The 16,608-nt window shown below is 47.1% G+C and carries 18 protein-coding genes; 13 read left to right on the forward strand and 5 right to left on the reverse strand.

All coding sequences use genetic code 11. The features are described 5' to 3' along the window. The first annotated feature begins 40 nt into the window (after positions 1–40). Positions 41–1,120, forward strand: coding sequence for an undecaprenyldiphospho-muramoylpentapeptide beta-N-acetylglucosaminyltransferase (locus tag AB432_RS12220; protein WP_048032511.1), 1,080 nt, complete (start codon positions 41–43; stop codon positions 1,118–1,120). Between the two features lie 71 nt (positions 1,121–1,191). Beyond that, positions 1,192–2,022 carry a lipoate--protein ligase family protein gene (locus AB432_RS12225; RefSeq protein ID WP_048032512.1) on the forward strand — a complete coding sequence of 277 codons (831 nt, stop codon included), beginning with the start codon at positions 1,192–1,194 and terminating at the stop codon, positions 2,020–2,022. A gap of 58 nt (positions 2,023–2,080) precedes the next feature. Here the strand turns inward: AB432_RS12225 and dat are convergent, their stop codons facing one another. Next, positions 2,081–2,932 carry a D-amino-acid transaminase gene (dat, locus tag AB432_RS12230; protein WP_048032513.1) on the reverse strand — a complete coding sequence of 284 codons (852 nt, stop codon included), beginning with the start codon at positions 2,930–2,932 and terminating at the stop codon, positions 2,081–2,083. A gap of 315 nt (positions 2,933–3,247) precedes the next feature. Between dat and AB432_RS12235 the strand changes: the two genes are divergently transcribed. Further along, complete coding sequence (locus AB432_RS12235; protein ID WP_048032514.1) at positions 3,248–4,585, forward strand: M28 family peptidase; 1,338 nt, start codon at positions 3,248–3,250, stop codon at positions 4,583–4,585. A 210-nt stretch (positions 4,586–4,795) separates the two neighbouring features. Here AB432_RS12235 and AB432_RS12240 read toward each other — a convergent pair whose 3' ends face one another. After that, a complete protein-coding gene (locus AB432_RS12240) occupies positions 4,796–5,803 on the reverse strand; it encodes a membrane protein (RefSeq protein ID WP_048032515.1) in 1,008 nt (335 codons plus the stop codon). Between the two features lie 156 nt (positions 5,804–5,959). Between AB432_RS12240 and AB432_RS12245 the strand changes: the two genes are divergently transcribed. From AB432_RS12245 to AB432_RS12255, 3 genes are all read left to right on the forward strand, one after another. Beyond that, positions 5,960–6,523, forward strand: a complete 564-nt coding sequence (locus AB432_RS12245) for an NADPH-dependent FMN reductase (protein WP_048032516.1) — start codon at positions 5,960–5,962, stop codon at positions 6,521–6,523. Positions 6,524–6,622: 99 nt separating this feature from the next. Continuing rightward, positions 6,623–7,054 carry a transcriptional regulator MntR gene (gene mntR, locus AB432_RS12250; RefSeq protein ID WP_017247979.1) on the forward strand — a complete coding sequence of 144 codons (432 nt, stop codon included), beginning with the start codon at positions 6,623–6,625 and terminating at the stop codon, positions 7,052–7,054. 119 nt (positions 7,055–7,173) lie between these two features. Further along, positions 7,174–8,103, forward strand: coding sequence for a patatin-like phospholipase family protein (locus tag AB432_RS12255; protein ID WP_048032517.1), 930 nt, complete (start codon positions 7,174–7,176; stop codon positions 8,101–8,103). A 41-nt stretch (positions 8,104–8,144) separates the two neighbouring features. Here the strand turns inward: AB432_RS12255 and AB432_RS12260 are convergent, their stop codons facing one another. Together AB432_RS12260 and AB432_RS12265 are read right to left on the reverse strand one after the other, a co-directional pair. Then, positions 8,145–8,504: a hypothetical protein gene (locus AB432_RS12260; RefSeq protein ID WP_048032518.1), complete on the reverse strand. Its 360-nt coding sequence runs from the start codon at positions 8,502–8,504 to the stop codon at positions 8,145–8,147. A 36-nt stretch (positions 8,505–8,540) separates the two neighbouring features. Further along, positions 8,541–9,488: a DUF1385 domain-containing protein gene (locus AB432_RS12265; RefSeq protein ID WP_048032519.1), complete on the reverse strand. Its 948-nt coding sequence runs from the start codon at positions 9,486–9,488 to the stop codon at positions 8,541–8,543. 124 nt (positions 9,489–9,612) lie between these two features. On the opposite strand from AB432_RS12265, the gene AB432_RS12270 reads away from it, so the two are divergent. The 7 genes from AB432_RS12270 (at position 9,613) to AB432_RS12300 (ending at position 16,079) form a co-directional block, all read left to right on the forward strand. Continuing rightward, positions 9,613–10,125, forward strand: coding sequence for a YqhR family membrane protein (locus AB432_RS12270; RefSeq protein WP_048032520.1), 513 nt, complete (start codon positions 9,613–9,615; stop codon positions 10,123–10,125). 156 nt (positions 10,126–10,281) lie between these two features. Beyond that, complete coding sequence (aroQ, locus tag AB432_RS12275) at positions 10,282–10,722, forward strand: type II 3-dehydroquinate dehydratase (protein WP_048032521.1); 441 nt, start codon at positions 10,282–10,284, stop codon at positions 10,720–10,722. 28 nt (positions 10,723–10,750) lie between these two features. Beyond that, positions 10,751–11,821: a M24 family metallopeptidase gene (locus AB432_RS12280; protein WP_048035782.1), complete on the forward strand. Its 1,071-nt coding sequence runs from the start codon at positions 10,751–10,753 to the stop codon at positions 11,819–11,821. Between the two features lie 41 nt (positions 11,822–11,862). Then, positions 11,863–12,420: an elongation factor P gene (gene efp / locus AB432_RS12285; RefSeq protein ID WP_048032522.1), complete on the forward strand. Its 558-nt coding sequence runs from the start codon at positions 11,863–11,865 to the stop codon at positions 12,418–12,420. 143 nt (positions 12,421–12,563) lie between these two features. After that, positions 12,564–13,418 (forward strand): aminoglycoside 6-adenylyltransferase, encoded by an 855-nt coding sequence (ant(6), locus tag AB432_RS12290; RefSeq protein ID WP_113732304.1) that lies wholly within the window; start codon positions 12,564–12,566, stop codon positions 13,416–13,418. Positions 13,419–13,840: 422 nt separating this feature from the next. Further along, entirely contained in the window at positions 13,841–14,410 is a 570-nt protein-coding gene (locus AB432_RS12295; protein WP_048032524.1) for an RNA polymerase sigma factor, read from the forward strand. Beyond that, the gene (locus AB432_RS12300; RefSeq protein ID WP_048032525.1) at positions 14,391–16,079 is read left to right on the forward strand and encodes a DUF4179 domain-containing protein; all 1,689 of its coding nucleotides are present in this window, start codon (positions 14,391–14,393) and stop codon (positions 16,077–16,079) included. Before AB432_RS12295 ends, AB432_RS12300 begins: the two co-directional genes overlap by 20 nt. 54 nt (positions 16,080–16,133) lie before the next feature. Here AB432_RS12300 and AB432_RS12305 read toward each other — a convergent pair whose 3' ends face one another. Next, a complete protein-coding gene (locus AB432_RS12305; protein ID WP_048035783.1) occupies positions 16,134–16,595 on the reverse strand; it encodes a DUF441 domain-containing protein in 462 nt (153 codons plus the stop codon). Positions 16,596–16,608: the final 13 nt, after the last annotated feature.

A 16,608-nucleotide genomic window follows, 5' to 3' on the forward strand; every position in this document is an offset into this window, starting at 1 on the left:
TATCATGAGGGAAGAAGAGGCAGGGGAGGGTTCGAGCCGAATGACGAAAAGGATTGTGTTTACCGGTGGTGGTTCGGCAGGACATGTCACTGTGAATCTTGCACTCATCCCCCACTTTATCAAGCTGGGTTGGGAAGTCGCCTACATTGGTTCTGCGACAGGGATCGAACGAGAGCTGGTCGCCAGCCATCCGGATGTCCGCTATGTTGGCATTTCTTCAGGAAAACTGCGACGTTACTTTGATTGGAAAAACATGAGTGACCCGCTGCGAGTCCTCAAAGGCATTTGGCAAGCTTCTCGCTTTCTCGGCAAGTGGAAGCCGGATGTGATTTTTTCCAAAGGGGGCTTCGTCTCCGTGCCAGTCGTATTTGGGGGGTGGCTAAACCGTCTTCCTGTTGTTATCCATGAATCCGATCTGACACCCGGTCTCGCAAACAAGCTGGCTGTCCCTTTTTCCAGCAAGGTGTGCGTAACATTTCCAGATACGCTTTCGAAAGTGCCGAAAAACAAAGGGATTCACGTAGGTGCAGTTGTGCGAGATGAGCTGAAGCAGGGTAGAAGAGAAGCGGGCCTGGTATCCTGCTCCTTTTCTGCAAAGAAACCTGTCCTGCTTGTCATGGGTGGAAGCTTGGGAGCACGAAGAATAAACGAGGCGGTACGCCATTCGCTTACTGCTTTGCTTGAGCATTTTTCAATTGTACATATTTGTGGCAAAAATCAAGTAGATGAAACGATTCAGGTGGCAGGCTACAAGCAATTCGAGTATGTCCAGGAGGAATTACCCGATTTGTTGGCGATGGCTGATCTTGTCGTGTCACGAGCAGGCTCCAATGCGATTTATGAGTTTTTAGCCCTGCAAAAGCCAATGCTTTTGATACCGTTGTCCCGTGAAGCAAGTCGGGGCGATCAGATTTTAAATGCACAGTCCTTTGAAAGGCAGGGCTTGTGTCATGTTCTGCTAGAAGAAGAGCTAACGGATGATCGCTTTTTTCAAGCGGTGAATGACTTGCAAAAGAGCAGGGAGTCCCTCTTACGGCGAATGCGCGAAGAGAATGAGAAGAAAACAGATGCATTGGCGCAGGTCTTGGCCATTTTGCAGGAAACAGCCCACGCAAAATAGCCCATCAAAAGCTTGCCGTCCTTCATGCCAGAAGCGTACAATGAAGGCGTTGTGAATGAGGAGGTACATAGATGGAACAGTGGCGCTATATCGTGACGGAAGCAATGTCACCCGCGATGAATATGGCAGTAGATGAAGCAATTTTGCAGTTGCACAGTGAGGGCAAGGTTCCCCCGACCGTTCGTTTTTACACGTGGGACCCGGCGACACTGTCAATTGGTTATTTCCAGAAGGCCATCAAGGAAATCAACCTGGAGGAAGTTCAAAATAGAGGACTGGGCTTTGTTCGCAGAGCGACAGGAGGGCGTGCTGTTCTCCACGATCAGGAGCTGACATACAGTGTCATCGTATCCGAAGACCATCCGAAAATGCCTTCGAGTGTGACGGAAGCCTACAAAATCATCAGTCTGGGACTGCTGCACGGATTCCAAAACCTTGGACTCTCGGCGGAAATGGTCTCCTTGGCAAGTGAAGAGGAGAAGGAAAAGTACAATTCGCCAGGATCATCCGCCTGCTTCGATTCGCCCTCTTGGTATGAGCTCGTGGTAGAGGGGAAAAAAGTAGCGGGCAGCGCTCAGACCAGACAAAAGGGTGTTATTCTTCAGCACGGCTCTATTCTGCTTGATATGGACGTAGATTTGCTATTCTCGCTCTTGCATTTCCCATCGGAGCGGGTAAAACAACGGATGATCGATAGTTTCCGACAAAAAGCAGTGACGATCAACGAAGTAAGCCCTCGGCCAATCAGTCTCCAAGAATCCATCGAGGCGTTCTCGAAAGGCTTTGCATCCGGATTGGAAGTGGAGCTGATCCCTTCAAAGCTTACCGATGAAGAACTCGCGTTGGCAGAAGAACTCGTTAAGACGCGCTATGCCACAGACGAATGGAATCTGCGTCGTTAAACCATAAAGAAAAGCTCTCTCGGATGTATATGCTGCATACCGAGAGAGCTTTTTTTCATTACACGAGTACACTTGTGTTGATATGCTGTTCAAACAAATCTTGTAGCGTAAGAACGACTGGTCCCGGCTTTCCGTTGCCCACAGCAACGCCATCTACCGAGATGAGCGGCATGATTTCCGCGGTCGTGCTGGTGAGGAATACTTCATCGGCTTGCTTCAAGAAAGCAATGTCGAATGCTTCTTCATGAACAGTGATGCCATTGTCCCGAGCCAAATCAATGACCACTTGGCGGGTAATTCCGTGCAGGATCAGATTGTCAGCTTGATGCGTATACAGCTTGCCATTTTTCACGACGAACAAATTGGAAGAGCTGCACTCTGTGATAACGCCGTTGCGGTGCAAAATCGATTCTTGGGCACCTGCATCCTTTGCGTATTGTTTGACAAGAACAGCCCCTAGCAGATTGAGCGTTTTAATATCGCAACGCAGCCAGCGGATATCTTCGATGAGCTGAGCGGACCAGCCTTTTTTCATATCGGCGACAGGGCGGTCCTTGTGACGGACAAAGCCCATGATCACAGGCTTGATACCAGACGGAATATCGTGTACACGCGGAGAGGTGCCACGAGATACTTGCAAGTAAAGGCTGGCGTCATCATTTTCCGTGATGTTGTTTTTGGACATGAGCTGATTCGCTAAGTCTGTCAGCTCTTCTTCGCTCCAAGGAAGCTCCATTTTTATTTCTTTGGCACTTCGAAACAAACGGGTAAGATGTCCATCCCATTGATACATGCGCCCCTTATAAATGCGTACTACCTCATATATGCCATCCCCAAAGTTATAACCGCGGTCTTCTGGATGAACTGCGACTTGCCCTTCTTCTACCCATTTGCCATCTACATAGAGCATGGTACTTCCCCCTCAAGATTCCAATCCGTTTCTTTCAAACGGTATTTTGTTGATTCCACCTTAGCAAAAGGCAAGGACATCGGTCAATTTGAAAGTCGCCTTTTCTTTATCAATAATTTTACGGAGTAAAGCCCCTTTCTATTAAGAATTCATATGGAAGGGAGTCACGCGAAATATCGACGTTTTGGGCAAAAGAAAGCGAAAGCTGTCCAGGGATGGCGCAGGATGAAGTTATTTGACTAACTATTCTGACTAGACTCGGTTTGTCGTAACCGCCCATAATAAATGCAAAGAGCGAAGGAAAGGGAGAATGCCATGCGATCCGTCCGTCATTATGCGCTATGTGCCTTGCTTGTCTGTGGAACGATATTGCCGTTACCTTTCCTTTCACATCGTGCTCATGCTGTGGAAGCTCAAGATTGGATCGATAGTGAACGCTTGTACAGCCATGTCGAGCAACTGGCGAGAACGGCCCGTCCACCTGCTACTGAAACGGAATTTGCGGCAGCTGTCTATGTGGAAAATACACTTCGATCTTACGGGTACAAGACTAAGCTCGATCCGTTTTCTTATTATACGTACCGAAAGCCTACTACTCTATCACTGACGATAGAAGAATGGCCAGGTCAAAACTGGACAGTAAGCGGATTTACTTTTGGGATCAATGGAACCGCGACAGCAGAAGTAGTGAATGCAGGCTTGGGAAGAGCGGTTGATTTTGCGAATGAGGCATCCCGGGGGAAGATTGCCTTGGTCAAGCGAGGTGAGATTCCGTTCGGAGAAAAAGTTCGCCAAGCAGCGGCTGCCGGAGCCGTTGCTCTTATCATCTGGAATGATCGAGAGGAAGGGTGGAATGCTTCACTGGGCGAACCCTTGGATATCGCTGTTCCTGTAATTGCTTTGTCCAAGGCGGATGGCACGAAACTCCAAAAACGCATCATGGACAAACGACCCGTAAAGGGAACCGTCAAGGTAGAAGGAGCCGCAACCATTAAGCAAACCTCGTATAATATCGTGGCAAGCCGAAAGCCCAATCAAAACGACACCGGTCAGGTCGTCCTGGTATCTGCTCACCATGATTCCGCTGGATTATCAGTTGGGGCAAATGACAATGGCTCCGGTGTAGCAGCCTTGCTAGAGATAGCGCGTAATATGGCTGACAAGCCGATTGATACGGAAGTGAGGTTCGTAAGCTTTGGCGCGGTTACATCGGGAAGCAGAGGCCCGATAGCTTATGCGAATGCCTTATCAGCCAAGGACCGACAAGCCATGATAGCAGCCTTCTATGTCGATGGGGTGGGGAGTCAAAAGGCAGAGCTCGTTGCTACCAATTCACTGGGCAACGAAAATTTGCCTATCCAACTGCTGAGAGCAGCGGGGGTGTCTCCTCCTGATAAGGATGGGACGCGTGAACGAAACGGTGCCGCGGGCTTTTTGGCAGCCGCAGGCATTCCTACGGCACTTTTGACGAGTGCAGGGACGGTACAGGCAACAGATGACTCCTTGGCGCAATTGGATTGGGAACAAATCGCCACGGCGACGAAAGCGGTACTTTCAGCGATTCACAAAATTACGGATCAAACAACGCCAGCTTACCCGATGGGTTCTCCAAATGGTGGACAGCTGAGAGCGGAAAGTGAGGCTTTACAGTAAGCGTCTCCTTCGGGGGACGTTTTTCGTTTGTGGTAAAATGAGGGGAAGCAACCATATAGAGGAGGACTACGTGACGATGAGTCCATTAAATATTTTGGTGTTTATCCTTGTACTTTTAGTACTGATTGGTATATTGAATGCGATCCTATAATGCGAAAAAAAGTGGCCAAGATTTGTCTTGACCACAGGAGCTACGAGTATACCATCAGGTCAATTCTGATGCTTCCAAACGTACCAGCCCATTAAGAACATGCCGCAATAGGTCGCTGCACTGGCGATTGCAGACATACTCCACGGAACAAGGAGTGTGAGGAGAGCGAATACAAATACGGTAAGCAGCATGACGACAATCAGTGGCAGTGTTTGTAGATTTTGACGTGTCACAATGGGATGTGTCAGCGAGTAGAGTAGGGCTGCGACAATGACTCCACCATGTACAAGCGAGAGGATAGCGAGAAGCCAATCGCCACCGGTCATCATTTGAACCATAATTTGTTTGATAGGCAGTACAGAGGCGTGGGCATCGTGCCAGTGGGCAAGAAGGATAGCTTGACCTAACATTGTGAACAAAAGGAAGATTCCAGCTCCGATAATGGCCCCCGTTCGAACAGTTCGCTCGTGGGACGCACGTACTGCAAGAGGTAGAGTCGTAGCCAAGCTGATAAGAAAATGCAAGGCAAGGAAAAATACGGCGTGAATCAGCCAGTTCACATTCAATTGATAACCCAAGCTTGGCATTGGGACATGGGATTGTGCACTGAAAATCAATCCGAATAATAATAAACCGATGGATAGAGATATGGCTGTTGCAGTGACAATCCATCTCCAACGATTTATGATAAAGAAGATGGCTACAATGGTCAAAAGGATGAACCATAGAGGAGAGAGCTCCTCCAAAAGGAAATCCGCCTGTTGGCCAAGCATGACTCCTGTATAGCCCAATAGCAGAATGTGGGTGATGACAGATAGGCTGGAAGCGAATGCTTCGCCACACAATACGTAGTACAGCTCGTAGAGGGAGCCAATTTGCTTGCGATGGCAAAAGGTCAACAACTGGACGCCGAACCAGCCGAGGCCAAGAGCCGCAAGTGCTATGCCGATTGTCCCCCAGGAACCGAAATAAGTAAAAAAGCGTAGCCACTCATATCCACCCAAGTAGAATCCGCCTAACGCAGACCCTGCAAAAAGCACGGCGATATGCCAAGCGACTTTGTCCATAGGCATCATCCTCACTTGCAACTTGGTACAAGTGTATGAGACAAACAGGTCTGTTCAGAACAGATGATATTAAATAAACATAAATGTTTACAAAATATACTTATTGGAATATAATGATGATCATACCAGTATTTAGATTATTGATGGGGTGAAACCATGAAAATTGTAGGAATAGCCGGAAGCATGAATGCCAATTCTACGACAAAACAAGCGGTTCATATTGTACTCGAAGCAGCGAAGGCTGCAGGTGCCGATGTTGAAATGATTCATCTCGCGGACTGGAAGCTGCCGCTGTATGATGATCGTGATGATACCAGTACGTACCCTGAAATTGTCCATCAATTTGTCAAAGCGGTTTCTGAAGCGGATGGACTTGTGATCGGTTCGCCTGAATACCATGGCACAATGACAGGTGCTTTGAAAAATGCCATTGACTTCCTGGAAGGGCGCATTTTGCGTGATAAGCAGGTTGCCATCATTGGCGTATCTGGGGGAAGCATGGGTGCTACGAACACGGTCAACACGTTGCAGTTAATCATGCGCAATCTGCATGCATGGCCGTTGCCATCTAGTCCTTCCATCCCGAGTGCTTACAATGCCTTTACACCAGAAGGCAAGCTAAAGGATGAGCGTCTGCAAGCGCGCATGGAGCAGTTGGGTCAACAACTCGTCCAATATGTCCAAATGATGAACCAAACACCAGAAAAACAGCTGCGATAGGTACTTTTCTCTTGCAAATGCTTCTCATTACACGGTATCATATTTCTACGTGCCTTTTTTGGCTAGATGAAATAACGGTTTGGAAATGAGGGGTTCACAATGCCGCCGACGCCGAGTATGGAAGACTATTTGGAACGCATTTACAACTTAATTGAAGAAAAGGGCTATGCTCGTGTCTCCGATATTGCTGAAGCGTTGGAAGTACATCCCTCTTCGGTCACGAAAATGGTTCAGAAGCTAGACAAAGACAAGTATCTCGTTTATGAAAAATACCGTGGGCTTGTATTGACGCCAAAAGGGAAGAAAATCGGAAAACGCCTAGTGGATCGTCACAGTCTTCTGGAAGAATTTATGCGGATCATTGGCTTGGATGAAGAGCATATTTATCAGGATGTGGAAGGAATCGAGCACCATCTGAGCTGGGAATCGATTACATGCCTGGAGTATCTGGTTCAGTACTTCGAGGCAGATCCAAAACGTATAGAAGAGCTTCGTAACATTCGTTTGTTAGATGAGCAAAAAGAGGAATAGTCTATATCGTTATCGTATTATAGCGCAAGCCGACCAGGCTTGCGTTTTTCTTTGTGGTAACGGAAAAGCTGTCGTCTTATACATGGAAATGGGGAGGAATTTTAGGGAGGGGAAACAAGGTGAAAGCGGATGCGGTCTTTGAAGGTGGCGGCGTAAAAGGAATCGCTTTTATCGGTGCCTTGCGAGTCATGGAGGAGAATGGATACACATGGGAAAGGCTCGCTGGTACCTCGGCAGGCTCTATTGTTGCAGCTTTGCTCGGCGCAGGCTATTCCAGCCATGAATTGAAACCGATCTTTGAAGAGCTGGATTACCTTCACTTTCTCAAACGCTCAGGGCTGGGCAGGCTCCCTCTCATCGGACCAATCTATGAACTAGTCGTGCGGGAAGGGATTTATCGAGCAGATCGAATCGAGTTGTTCATAGAGGAGTTGTTACTACGAAAAGGAGTACGAACATTCGGAGATCTTCCTCCTGGTAAGCTGAAAGTTGTCGCATCTGATGTCACGGACGGAAAAATGCTTATTTTACCCGACGATTTGACCCGGTATGGTGTGGAACCCGATCATTTTCCTGTGGCACGGGCCGTTCGTATGTCTTCCTCGATTCCATTCTTTTTTCAGCCTGCAAAGCTGACAAGTGCTGGACATGTGCACTACATCGTCGATGGTGCTTTATTGAGCAATTACCCCGTGTGGTTATTTGATGTACCGGGGACTCCCCGGTGGCCGACGATTGGTTTTCGCCTGAGTGATGATCAGGACAAGAGAGAAGCGACTAGCATCAAGGGTCTTTTTTCCTTCTCTCGGGGATTGCTGGCGACCATGCTTGATGCCCATGACCGTCTGTTTGTGGAAAAGGCAAAAGCCGTTCGGACGATTTTCATTCATACATTAGGGGTGAGGACTACTCAGTTTCAACTGTCAAAAGAAATGCGGCAACAATTGTTTGAGTCAGGGGAGGCAGCCGCTCACAAATTTTTGGCACAATGGGATTTTGAAGATTACGTCAAGGTGTTTCGCAATAGCTCTCCGAAAATGCTGGTCTAATAAAAAAACAGGTCGCCATTTCAGGCAACCTGTTTTTGTTTTTAGTGAGAGATATTATTTTGCGATTTTTCGTCTTGTTTCTCTTTTGGCTTCCCTTTGCTGCCTTCGATCACACGAAACGGATGATCCTTTCGCGGGGTAGTCGACTGCTTTTTCACTGCTTGCCGAGCAATGGAGGACTTTGGCTTCACCTTGACCTTTGGTTGTCTAGGTTTGCCCGCCCCAGCGCCTAGTGAAAAGAAGGAGCCAGTTTGTAAATAGTTGCGCACGACCAAGAAAAGTACAACGGATAATCCCAAGATGATAATCGTACTGACAGGATCTTGGATGAGTGTTATCAAAAATCCGTAAATCGCCAATACGATCACTATCATAATCACTGGTGGAATACGGCGTAACATAGGGCTTCACCTCTATGGGAATAAAAATGCCTCACGTTATCCGGTCGTAACCATTCTTTCCTGCACGTGCTTCTGATCAAGCTCCCGCATCTTTTGGAAGGAAGCGATGGCTACCTCGACTTGGCTGTCATCTGGTTCACGAGTCGTGATCTTTTGCAACCACAATCCTGGATAACCAAGGTAACGTAGGACTGGTACATCACGGAGCTTGTTTGTCCACTGCAAAACCTCATAAGAGACGCCGATTACCAGTGGCAAAAGAACAATGCGCTGTACGACCCTCTCCGTCAGGGAGTCATAACTGAACAGTGAGTAAATCACGACACCGACAAACACTGAGAAAATGAGAAAACTGCTCCCACAACGATAATGCAGAGCGGAAAATTTTTGTACATTCGCTACTGTTAATTCTACCCCGGATTCGAATGCGTTAATCACTTTATGCTCGGCTCCGTGGTATTGAAAGAGCCTTTTAATCAACGGTGCTTGTGCAATCGCTGTAATGTAGCCGAGAAGGAGCAAGATTTTAAATCCGCCTTCAGCCAACGTTTGTGGAACGCCATCCGGTACCCATTTTCCGAGTAAAAAGTCTGCCAGGAAAACGGGAACGAGTGTAAATACGAATTTCCCGAACAGGAAGGAAAGTACCCCGACAACAGCAACACCTAAAATCATGGTGAGCTTCGATGGACTTTCAGAAACCTCTTCTCCAGACTCTATACTGTATTGTTCAGAGGCGAAGTTGAGATGTTTGGCCCCATTGGCGCTGGCTTCGACCAAACCAACAATCCCACGCAAAAACGGAATTTTTTTCAGCGTAGTAATCCATTTATATTCCGATCTTGGGGATTCAAAATACTCAATTTCATGATTTTTTTTGCGAACAGCCGTAACAGTCATGGTTTTGCCACCGAACATAACACCTTCGATGACGGCCTGACCGCCGTAGCTAGGTACGTTTTGTTGCGCCAATACTATCACCATCCTTACCACTATATTAACGGAAATGGCGACTTGAAGCTACAAGGAGTTCGCATTTTTCCAACAAATGTAAAGCGAAAGTGAAAAGCTTAGAGGAAGAGCATACTAGAGAACAGAGGTGATAGAAATGGAAATAAGCAAAACAGGGCGGAAGCACAAGCAAGCGCGCGTATCCCATACAGAAGAAGGCAGGCAAGGGAGTAAAAGAATCTCCACTTCGAAGATTTTGGAGGTCGCCTTCTGGGGAACGATTATTTGGGGGTTTGTTCGTTTGATGGCTCACTTTTTGAACATGACTCCATATGGAGTTGGAGCCTTTGCACGTCCCTTTATCCGCATCGAGGACGAAAATACGTTTGCGAGCGTGTGCTTTGGCGGTATCGTGTTGTTCGTGGAAACAGCCGTTGCTTCATTTGTGTTCAGCTTGCTTTTTAGCCGGATCCGTGCGTGGTGGTTGGGACTCGTCTACGGGGCAGTCATGTTTGTGATAGCGGGTTTCTTCTTCCATATTAAAAATTGGGAGGTGGCCACTTTAAGTGCGGAAGCCGCTTGGTATTTGACGTTTGGCTTGTTCATTGGGATGACCATCATACTCGAGCAATCAGACGAGAATCATACATGGAATGAGTCCACAAGGTAGGAGGATTTCTCCATTCCTTGTCAAAATGGATGTAACAATATTCGAAATGTTGTATAGATGAATGCCCACTATGGAACCAGGACGGCTTGTGGTAAAATGTTTCATTAGTAAAAAAACTTTTTTCGAAGACTGTAAAATATGGGGGAGGAATGGTCGATGACTTCCGTCTTGTTACTGAATGGGCCCAATCTGAATTTATTGGGGACAAGAGAGCCGGATGTTTACGGAAGGGAAACGCTGGAGGATGTGGTGACAATCCTGACGGGTGTCATGGATGAGTTGGGCGGAAAGCTTGAGCATCTCCAATCGAATCATGAAGGTGTCCTCATCGACGCGATTCATCAGGCGAGAGGTGTCCATGACGGCATCTTGATCAATCCAGGGGCATTCACACATTACAGCTATGCGATCCGAGACGCATTGGCCAGTGTGGCTCTGCCAACGATTGAAGTACATATTTCCAATATTCATGAACGGGAACCATTTCGCCATCACTCCGTCATCGCTCCTATCGCGATTGGACAAGTTGTCGGATTGGGGATCGATGGATATGAATGGGCACTAAGAGCGCTTGTCCGTAAAATCGAAAAAAAATAATAGCATTCAAAAAGGGGAAAAAGCTGCCATGAAACAACGTCTGCATAAATTGCGTGAGGCACTTACAAAAGTTGGAGCAGAGGCGTTTATTACCGAAAAAACAGAGAATCGCTTCTACTTGAGTGGTTTCACCGGATCAACGGGATGGGTGATTGTCACCGAAACAGAGGCGTTTCTCGTCACAGACTTCCGCTATGTGGAACAAGCGCAAGAACAAGCACCTGATTTTACGGTGGTAAATAACGAGAGAAAAGCTGTTGAAGCGATGGCAAAGCTCCTGCAAGAAAAAGGGATTAAGCGTTTGGCATTCGAGAGCAGCGTGTCCTTTAGCACCTATCAGGAATGGAACAAAGGATTTGACGGAGTAGAACTGGTGCCAACAAGTGGTCTGCTTGAAAAAATCCGCATGTTTAAAGACGAATCCGAGATGGTTATTATTCGTGAAGCGGTTCGTATCGCGGAAGCGGCATTTACGCATATTCAAGGCTACATCAAGCCAGGTGTGCGTGAATCCGATGTTGCTTTGGAATTGGAATACTTCATGCGCAAACAAGGAGCGACAGGCTCTGCCTTTGATATGATCGTAGCGTCAGGTGTGCGCGGTGCTCTGCCACATGGACGAGCTTCCGAGAAAGTGATTCAGGCAGGGGAAATGGTTACGCTCGACTTTGGTGCTGCTTATCAAGGCTACAATTCCGATATCACACGCACGTTGTCCGTGGGAGAGCCAGACCCGAAAATGCGTGAAATCTACGAAATCGTTTTGCGTGCCCAACTCGCGGGTTTAGAAGCACTGAAGCCAGGTGTATCTGCAAAAGACGCTGACGCAGCAACGAGAGATATCATCACAGCAGCAGGCTATGGCGATGCCTATGGACATAGCGCAGGTCACGGTCTCGGACTGGAAGTTCACGAGCTGCCAGGGCTGTCGACTGTAAGTACCTTCGTATTGGAGCCAGGTATGCTCGTAACGATGGAGCCAGGTATTTACGTAACCGGACTTGGTGGCGTTCGGATCGAAGACGATGTGTGGATTACAGCCAATGGTCATGAGAACCTGAACAAGTCCACGAAAGAGTTGCTCATTTTGCCTGTGTAATTTATACTTATTCTGTTATTGATTGATTTGGGAGGACTACCATGATCTCTGTAAACGATTTTCGTACCGGTTTGACAATCGAAGTGGATGGCAATATTTATACCGTGCTAGAATTCCAACACGTAAAACCAGGTAAAGGTGCGGCTTTCGTTCGCTCCAAACTGCGCAACCTGCGCAATGGCAACACGACGGAAATGACTTTCCGTGGCGGTGAAAAAGTTAACCCTGCCCGCATCGAATCCAGCACCATGCAATACCTGTATGCGAGCGGAGACGAGTACACTTTCATGAATACGGAAACATACGAGCAAATGACGTTCACTCACAATCAAATCGAGCGTGAACTGCGTTTCCTCAAGGAAAACATGAACGTGCAAATCATGCAGTACAACGGAGAAACAATCGGTATTCAATTGCCGAATACGGTTGAACTCGTTGTAACAGAATGTGAGCCAGGTGTAAAAGGTGACACTGCTTCTAACGTAACAAAGAAAGCAACCTTGGAAACTGGTTTCGTAGTAAACGTTCCTCTCTTCGTAGAAGAAGGAGAGCGTCTGATCATCGATACTCGTACGGAAGCATACGTTTCCCGCGCGTAAAAGTACGGATTGCTAGAAAAAGCTGTGCCCAAATGGGTGCAGCTTTTTTTATGTGCTTCTCTTATTGATACCATATTGTAAAAATTATGTAATTGCACTACATTAAGTGATACGGAGAAATAGTAGGGTGGAGGGGGATGGCTTTGAGAACGGAACAAGAAATGATGAGCATGCTGATCGATTTCGCCAGGAAGGATGATCGAATCCGCTTGGTAACTTTGGAAGGGTCACGTACGAACAAAAATATACCCGCTGATCCATTCCAAGATTATGATATTTCGTATTTTGTGACTGAGATGGATTCTTTCAAGGAAAATGATCAATGGCTCGATGTTTTTGGGAATCGAATCATGATGCAAAAACCGGAGGATATGGAGCTTTTTCCGTCCGAGTTAGGGAATTGGTTTTCCTATCTCATGCTATTTGAGGATGGAAATAAAGTAGATCTGACGCTGATTCCGTTAGATGAGACAGAGCCGTATTTTGCAGATAGCGACGGCCTGGTAGAGGTTTTGCTGGATAAGGACGAGCGTATCAAACACGAGGTGCTCCCTTCCGATCATCAATATTGGACCCGGAAGCCAACTGCTAGAGAGTTTGATGACTGCTGTAATGAATTTTGGATGGTCTCTACGTACGTTGTCAAAGGTCTGGCGAGAAAAGAAATCCTGTTTGCGATCGACCATCTCAACGAAATTGCCCGACCGAATTTGCTCCGCATGATGGCTTGGCAAATCGGATGTGAGAAAGGGTTTACGTTTAGTGTCGGGAAAAATTATAAATTTATCGATCACCATCTTCCAAAAGAAGATTGGGATTCCTTACTATCCAGTTATCGCGAAAATAGCTACGCAGACATGTGGGAATCGTTATTCACTTGCTATGAGCTCTTTCGAAAGTACTCAAAAGCGGTGGCAGAAAGTCTCGGATATCCGTACCCAGCTTACGATGAAGCCATTACCAAGTATGCGGGAAATATCTACCATTCTTGGAAGTAATGGATGGAACTCGACCGCCTTTATCAAGGGCGGTTTTCTTTTTGGATGGTATCAATCGACCAAAAAAGCTGGCGAGAAGAAAAAGCACAGAGCTCGTAGACCTTGACAACGCCTACCCAGTCGGAACTTAAAAAAGGGGACTACGCTTGTCGAACACTTCTTCTTTGAGATTCTTCCGCCCGTAGGGTGGCTTTGGCTCGACGGTCCCCTTTTTTAAGTGTAGACGGCCAGTGACCCCCCATGCTGGCGTGTCAGAGTCGAAGAGAACTGTGCTTTTTCTTCTCCTCCACCATGTTGGCTCAAACTTTTTTAAAAAAAAGTAATCATTTTTGGAAAGAAAATACAAGTTGATCCGTTAATCCATACGAGCCTGCCAAAACGAACGCTGCGCAGCGAACTTTTTTGAAATGGGAGGACTTCCTTTGCAGGATGATTGGTTGCTCATACAACAGGTACAAAAAGGGAATCGGGATGCCTACGCGTACCTGGTCGACAAGTACAAAGAACGATTATACAGCTATCTTTATCGAATGACGGGGCAGCAGCAGGATGCCCAAGACCTGACACAAGAGGCTTTCATCAAAGCGTACTGTCAACTGGATAAATATAAGCCGACAGATGCTTTTTTGGCCTGGCTGTATCGGATTGCGTCCAACCTGTGTATAGACGCGTGGCGCAAGAACAAGCATTACGCCAAAACATCTTTGGAAGAGACAAGACTGATTGAATCCGATACACCCGAAAAAGCATATTTGGAAAAAGAAAAGCAAGATACCTTGCAGCAGCAAATCATGGCGTTGGGTGAAGAATACCGGGTTGTGTTTTTGCTGAAATACTTGGAACAGATGAGCTACAAAGAGATTAGCGAAATTTTGCATGTTCCGGTTACAACTGTACAAATGCGTATCCATCACGCCAAGAAAAAGCTCCGGGCTAGTATCGCGCAAGAAATGTCAGGAGGTGCTGCTATCTATGAATTGCTCCAAAACTGAAGAGTTGCGCAAGTATTTGACTGATGAGCTATCTGCAGGTGAATCTAGACTGCTGGAACGACATGTCGAAGAGTGCCTGCTCTGTCAGAATCGATTGATGGAGGAAGAGGATAGCAGCGAGGAGTTCCCGAGCCTGCACGTTCCAAGTGCGTTGCCCGCAGATTTTACTTCAAAGGTGATGACAGCGTTAGAGCAAGTGAAATTGCCAAAACCAAAGCCAAACTGGAAAAAAAGGAGTGTAAACATTTTGAAGAAAACAGCGTTAGCAGTAGCGAGTGTCACGGCAATCATTACGTTTGGGTCCATGGTGTCTCCGACTTTTGCGAGCTACGTAAACAGTGTCATACAATCCATACAAGGCATCGACCAAGGAATGAAGCAGGCAGCAGAGAAGGGTTATGTCCAAGAAATCAATAAAAAGGTGACGGATCAAGGAATTACATTGAATGTGAAAGAAGTAGTTGCTGATCCGGTGCGAATGGCTATCTTCGCTCAAGTCGTCGATCAAAATGGCAAGCGGATCCCGTTTGAACCGGGTAAAATCGATGTGAACCTCACGTATAAAACGAAGTCAGGTGAAGAGCTCAATCCAGATGGAGGGGGCTATAGCATCGGGGAGGAAGGCGAATATCTTGTCATTAGTCATGATATCTTCCAATTCCTAAAAGAAAGTAAGACGCAACTGGATGAAATGGTTGTTGGCGTCGACGCAACGATGCTGGATGGAAAAGAAGGCAACTGGAAGATGGAGTTTCCAGTGGATTTGAAAAAGGCGAGAGCGGCAGCAAATGAAACTACGATCGGGAAAGATTTCATGACCCCGCATGGAATTAAGGTAGCGTTGCAAAACATTAAGACTGTGCCTAGTGTTAGTTTGATTGAATTGGAGACAACGTGGACGGAAGAGCGAGCGAAGCAGGTTCAAAAAATAAAAGAAGAAAATGGTTGGGTCGTAAAGGAAAACGCACCAGATGGGTTCACGGATGCAGAGCGCGTGGAGAGATATTTCGTAGACATCGGATTGGCCTATGAGATCTTGGATGAAAAAGGAAAAGTGGTAGCGGGATGGGATGATGCCCTTGCCGGGGATGAAATCAATCAAATTCGCAAAAACACGGTATCTCCCGGTTACCGAGGACAGCTGCATGACGAGGGGAAACGATATACGAAGTTGAATGGCATCGCGCCTTTGGCTGACGACCAAACGTATACTTTCAGGCTGCACTCCCTGTACCTGTTTGAGCCGGCGAAGTTTCAAGCAAGCATACCTGTTGAGAAGCTGGGCAAGGAAAAGGTAACCGTAACGAGTCATGACAGCACGTACACCTTTTCAGGCGTTACGTTGAAAACGACGGAGGGCGAGGAAAAAATAGGGGAACATACGTACAAGGGGAAAGGTGCGATTATCCCGTACACGGCTGTTCTTCCAGAGGGCGTCATCAGGGCAATTGAATGGAAAGCGCAAGGTGATGCCAAGCAAGCTTACAAATTGCTCGTCAGACAATCATTCAAGAGAGACAAGGACGGGCGTGTACATGTCAGCGGTACGTTCTTTATCCGTGACATAGAAAAGCTGCCGAAAACTCTGAATCTGGAGCATTTGATGCAATTGCGTCAGTATCAGGGAATGAATTGGGAAGTCCCATTCCAAACGACTGGCAAACGCTAAATCAAAACGAAAACAAATCCCCCTCCTATGCCAAAAAGAGGGGGATTTCACATGTTATCTGCTTCCAAACCACTCCCACAGCTTCAACACAAACGCTGTAATCCCGGCAGCCATCAAAGGTCCGACGGGAATGCCTCGGAAAAACACAATACCGATGATCGACCCAATCACCAGACCGACAACCATTTGCGGTTCAGACCTCAAGAGGTCAAGTCCTTTCCCATTCATCCAGGTGGCAATCGCTCCACCAGCTAGTGCTGTCAGTCCGACTACCGTCGTGAATAGTGGGGTGACGTCCTTCCACGATATTTTTTCGCTGGCGAATGGAACCAGTACGGAAATCGTCAAGAAAAGCAGGCCTAGCTCCAGCCCACGACGTTCCACCGTCGGGAAAAAACGTTCCAGTGCCGTTAGCTTCAACACCAACAATATACTCGCGGCAGTGGCAATAATCGGTGAACGCCCAATAAGACCGATAACGATCAGGATGACGAGCATCACTTCTCCAGACATCATTGGCATCATAACC

This window comes from Brevibacillus brevis, from assembly GCF_001039275.2.
Lineage (GTDB): Bacteria > Bacillota > Bacilli > Brevibacillales > Brevibacillaceae > Brevibacillus > Brevibacillus brevis_C.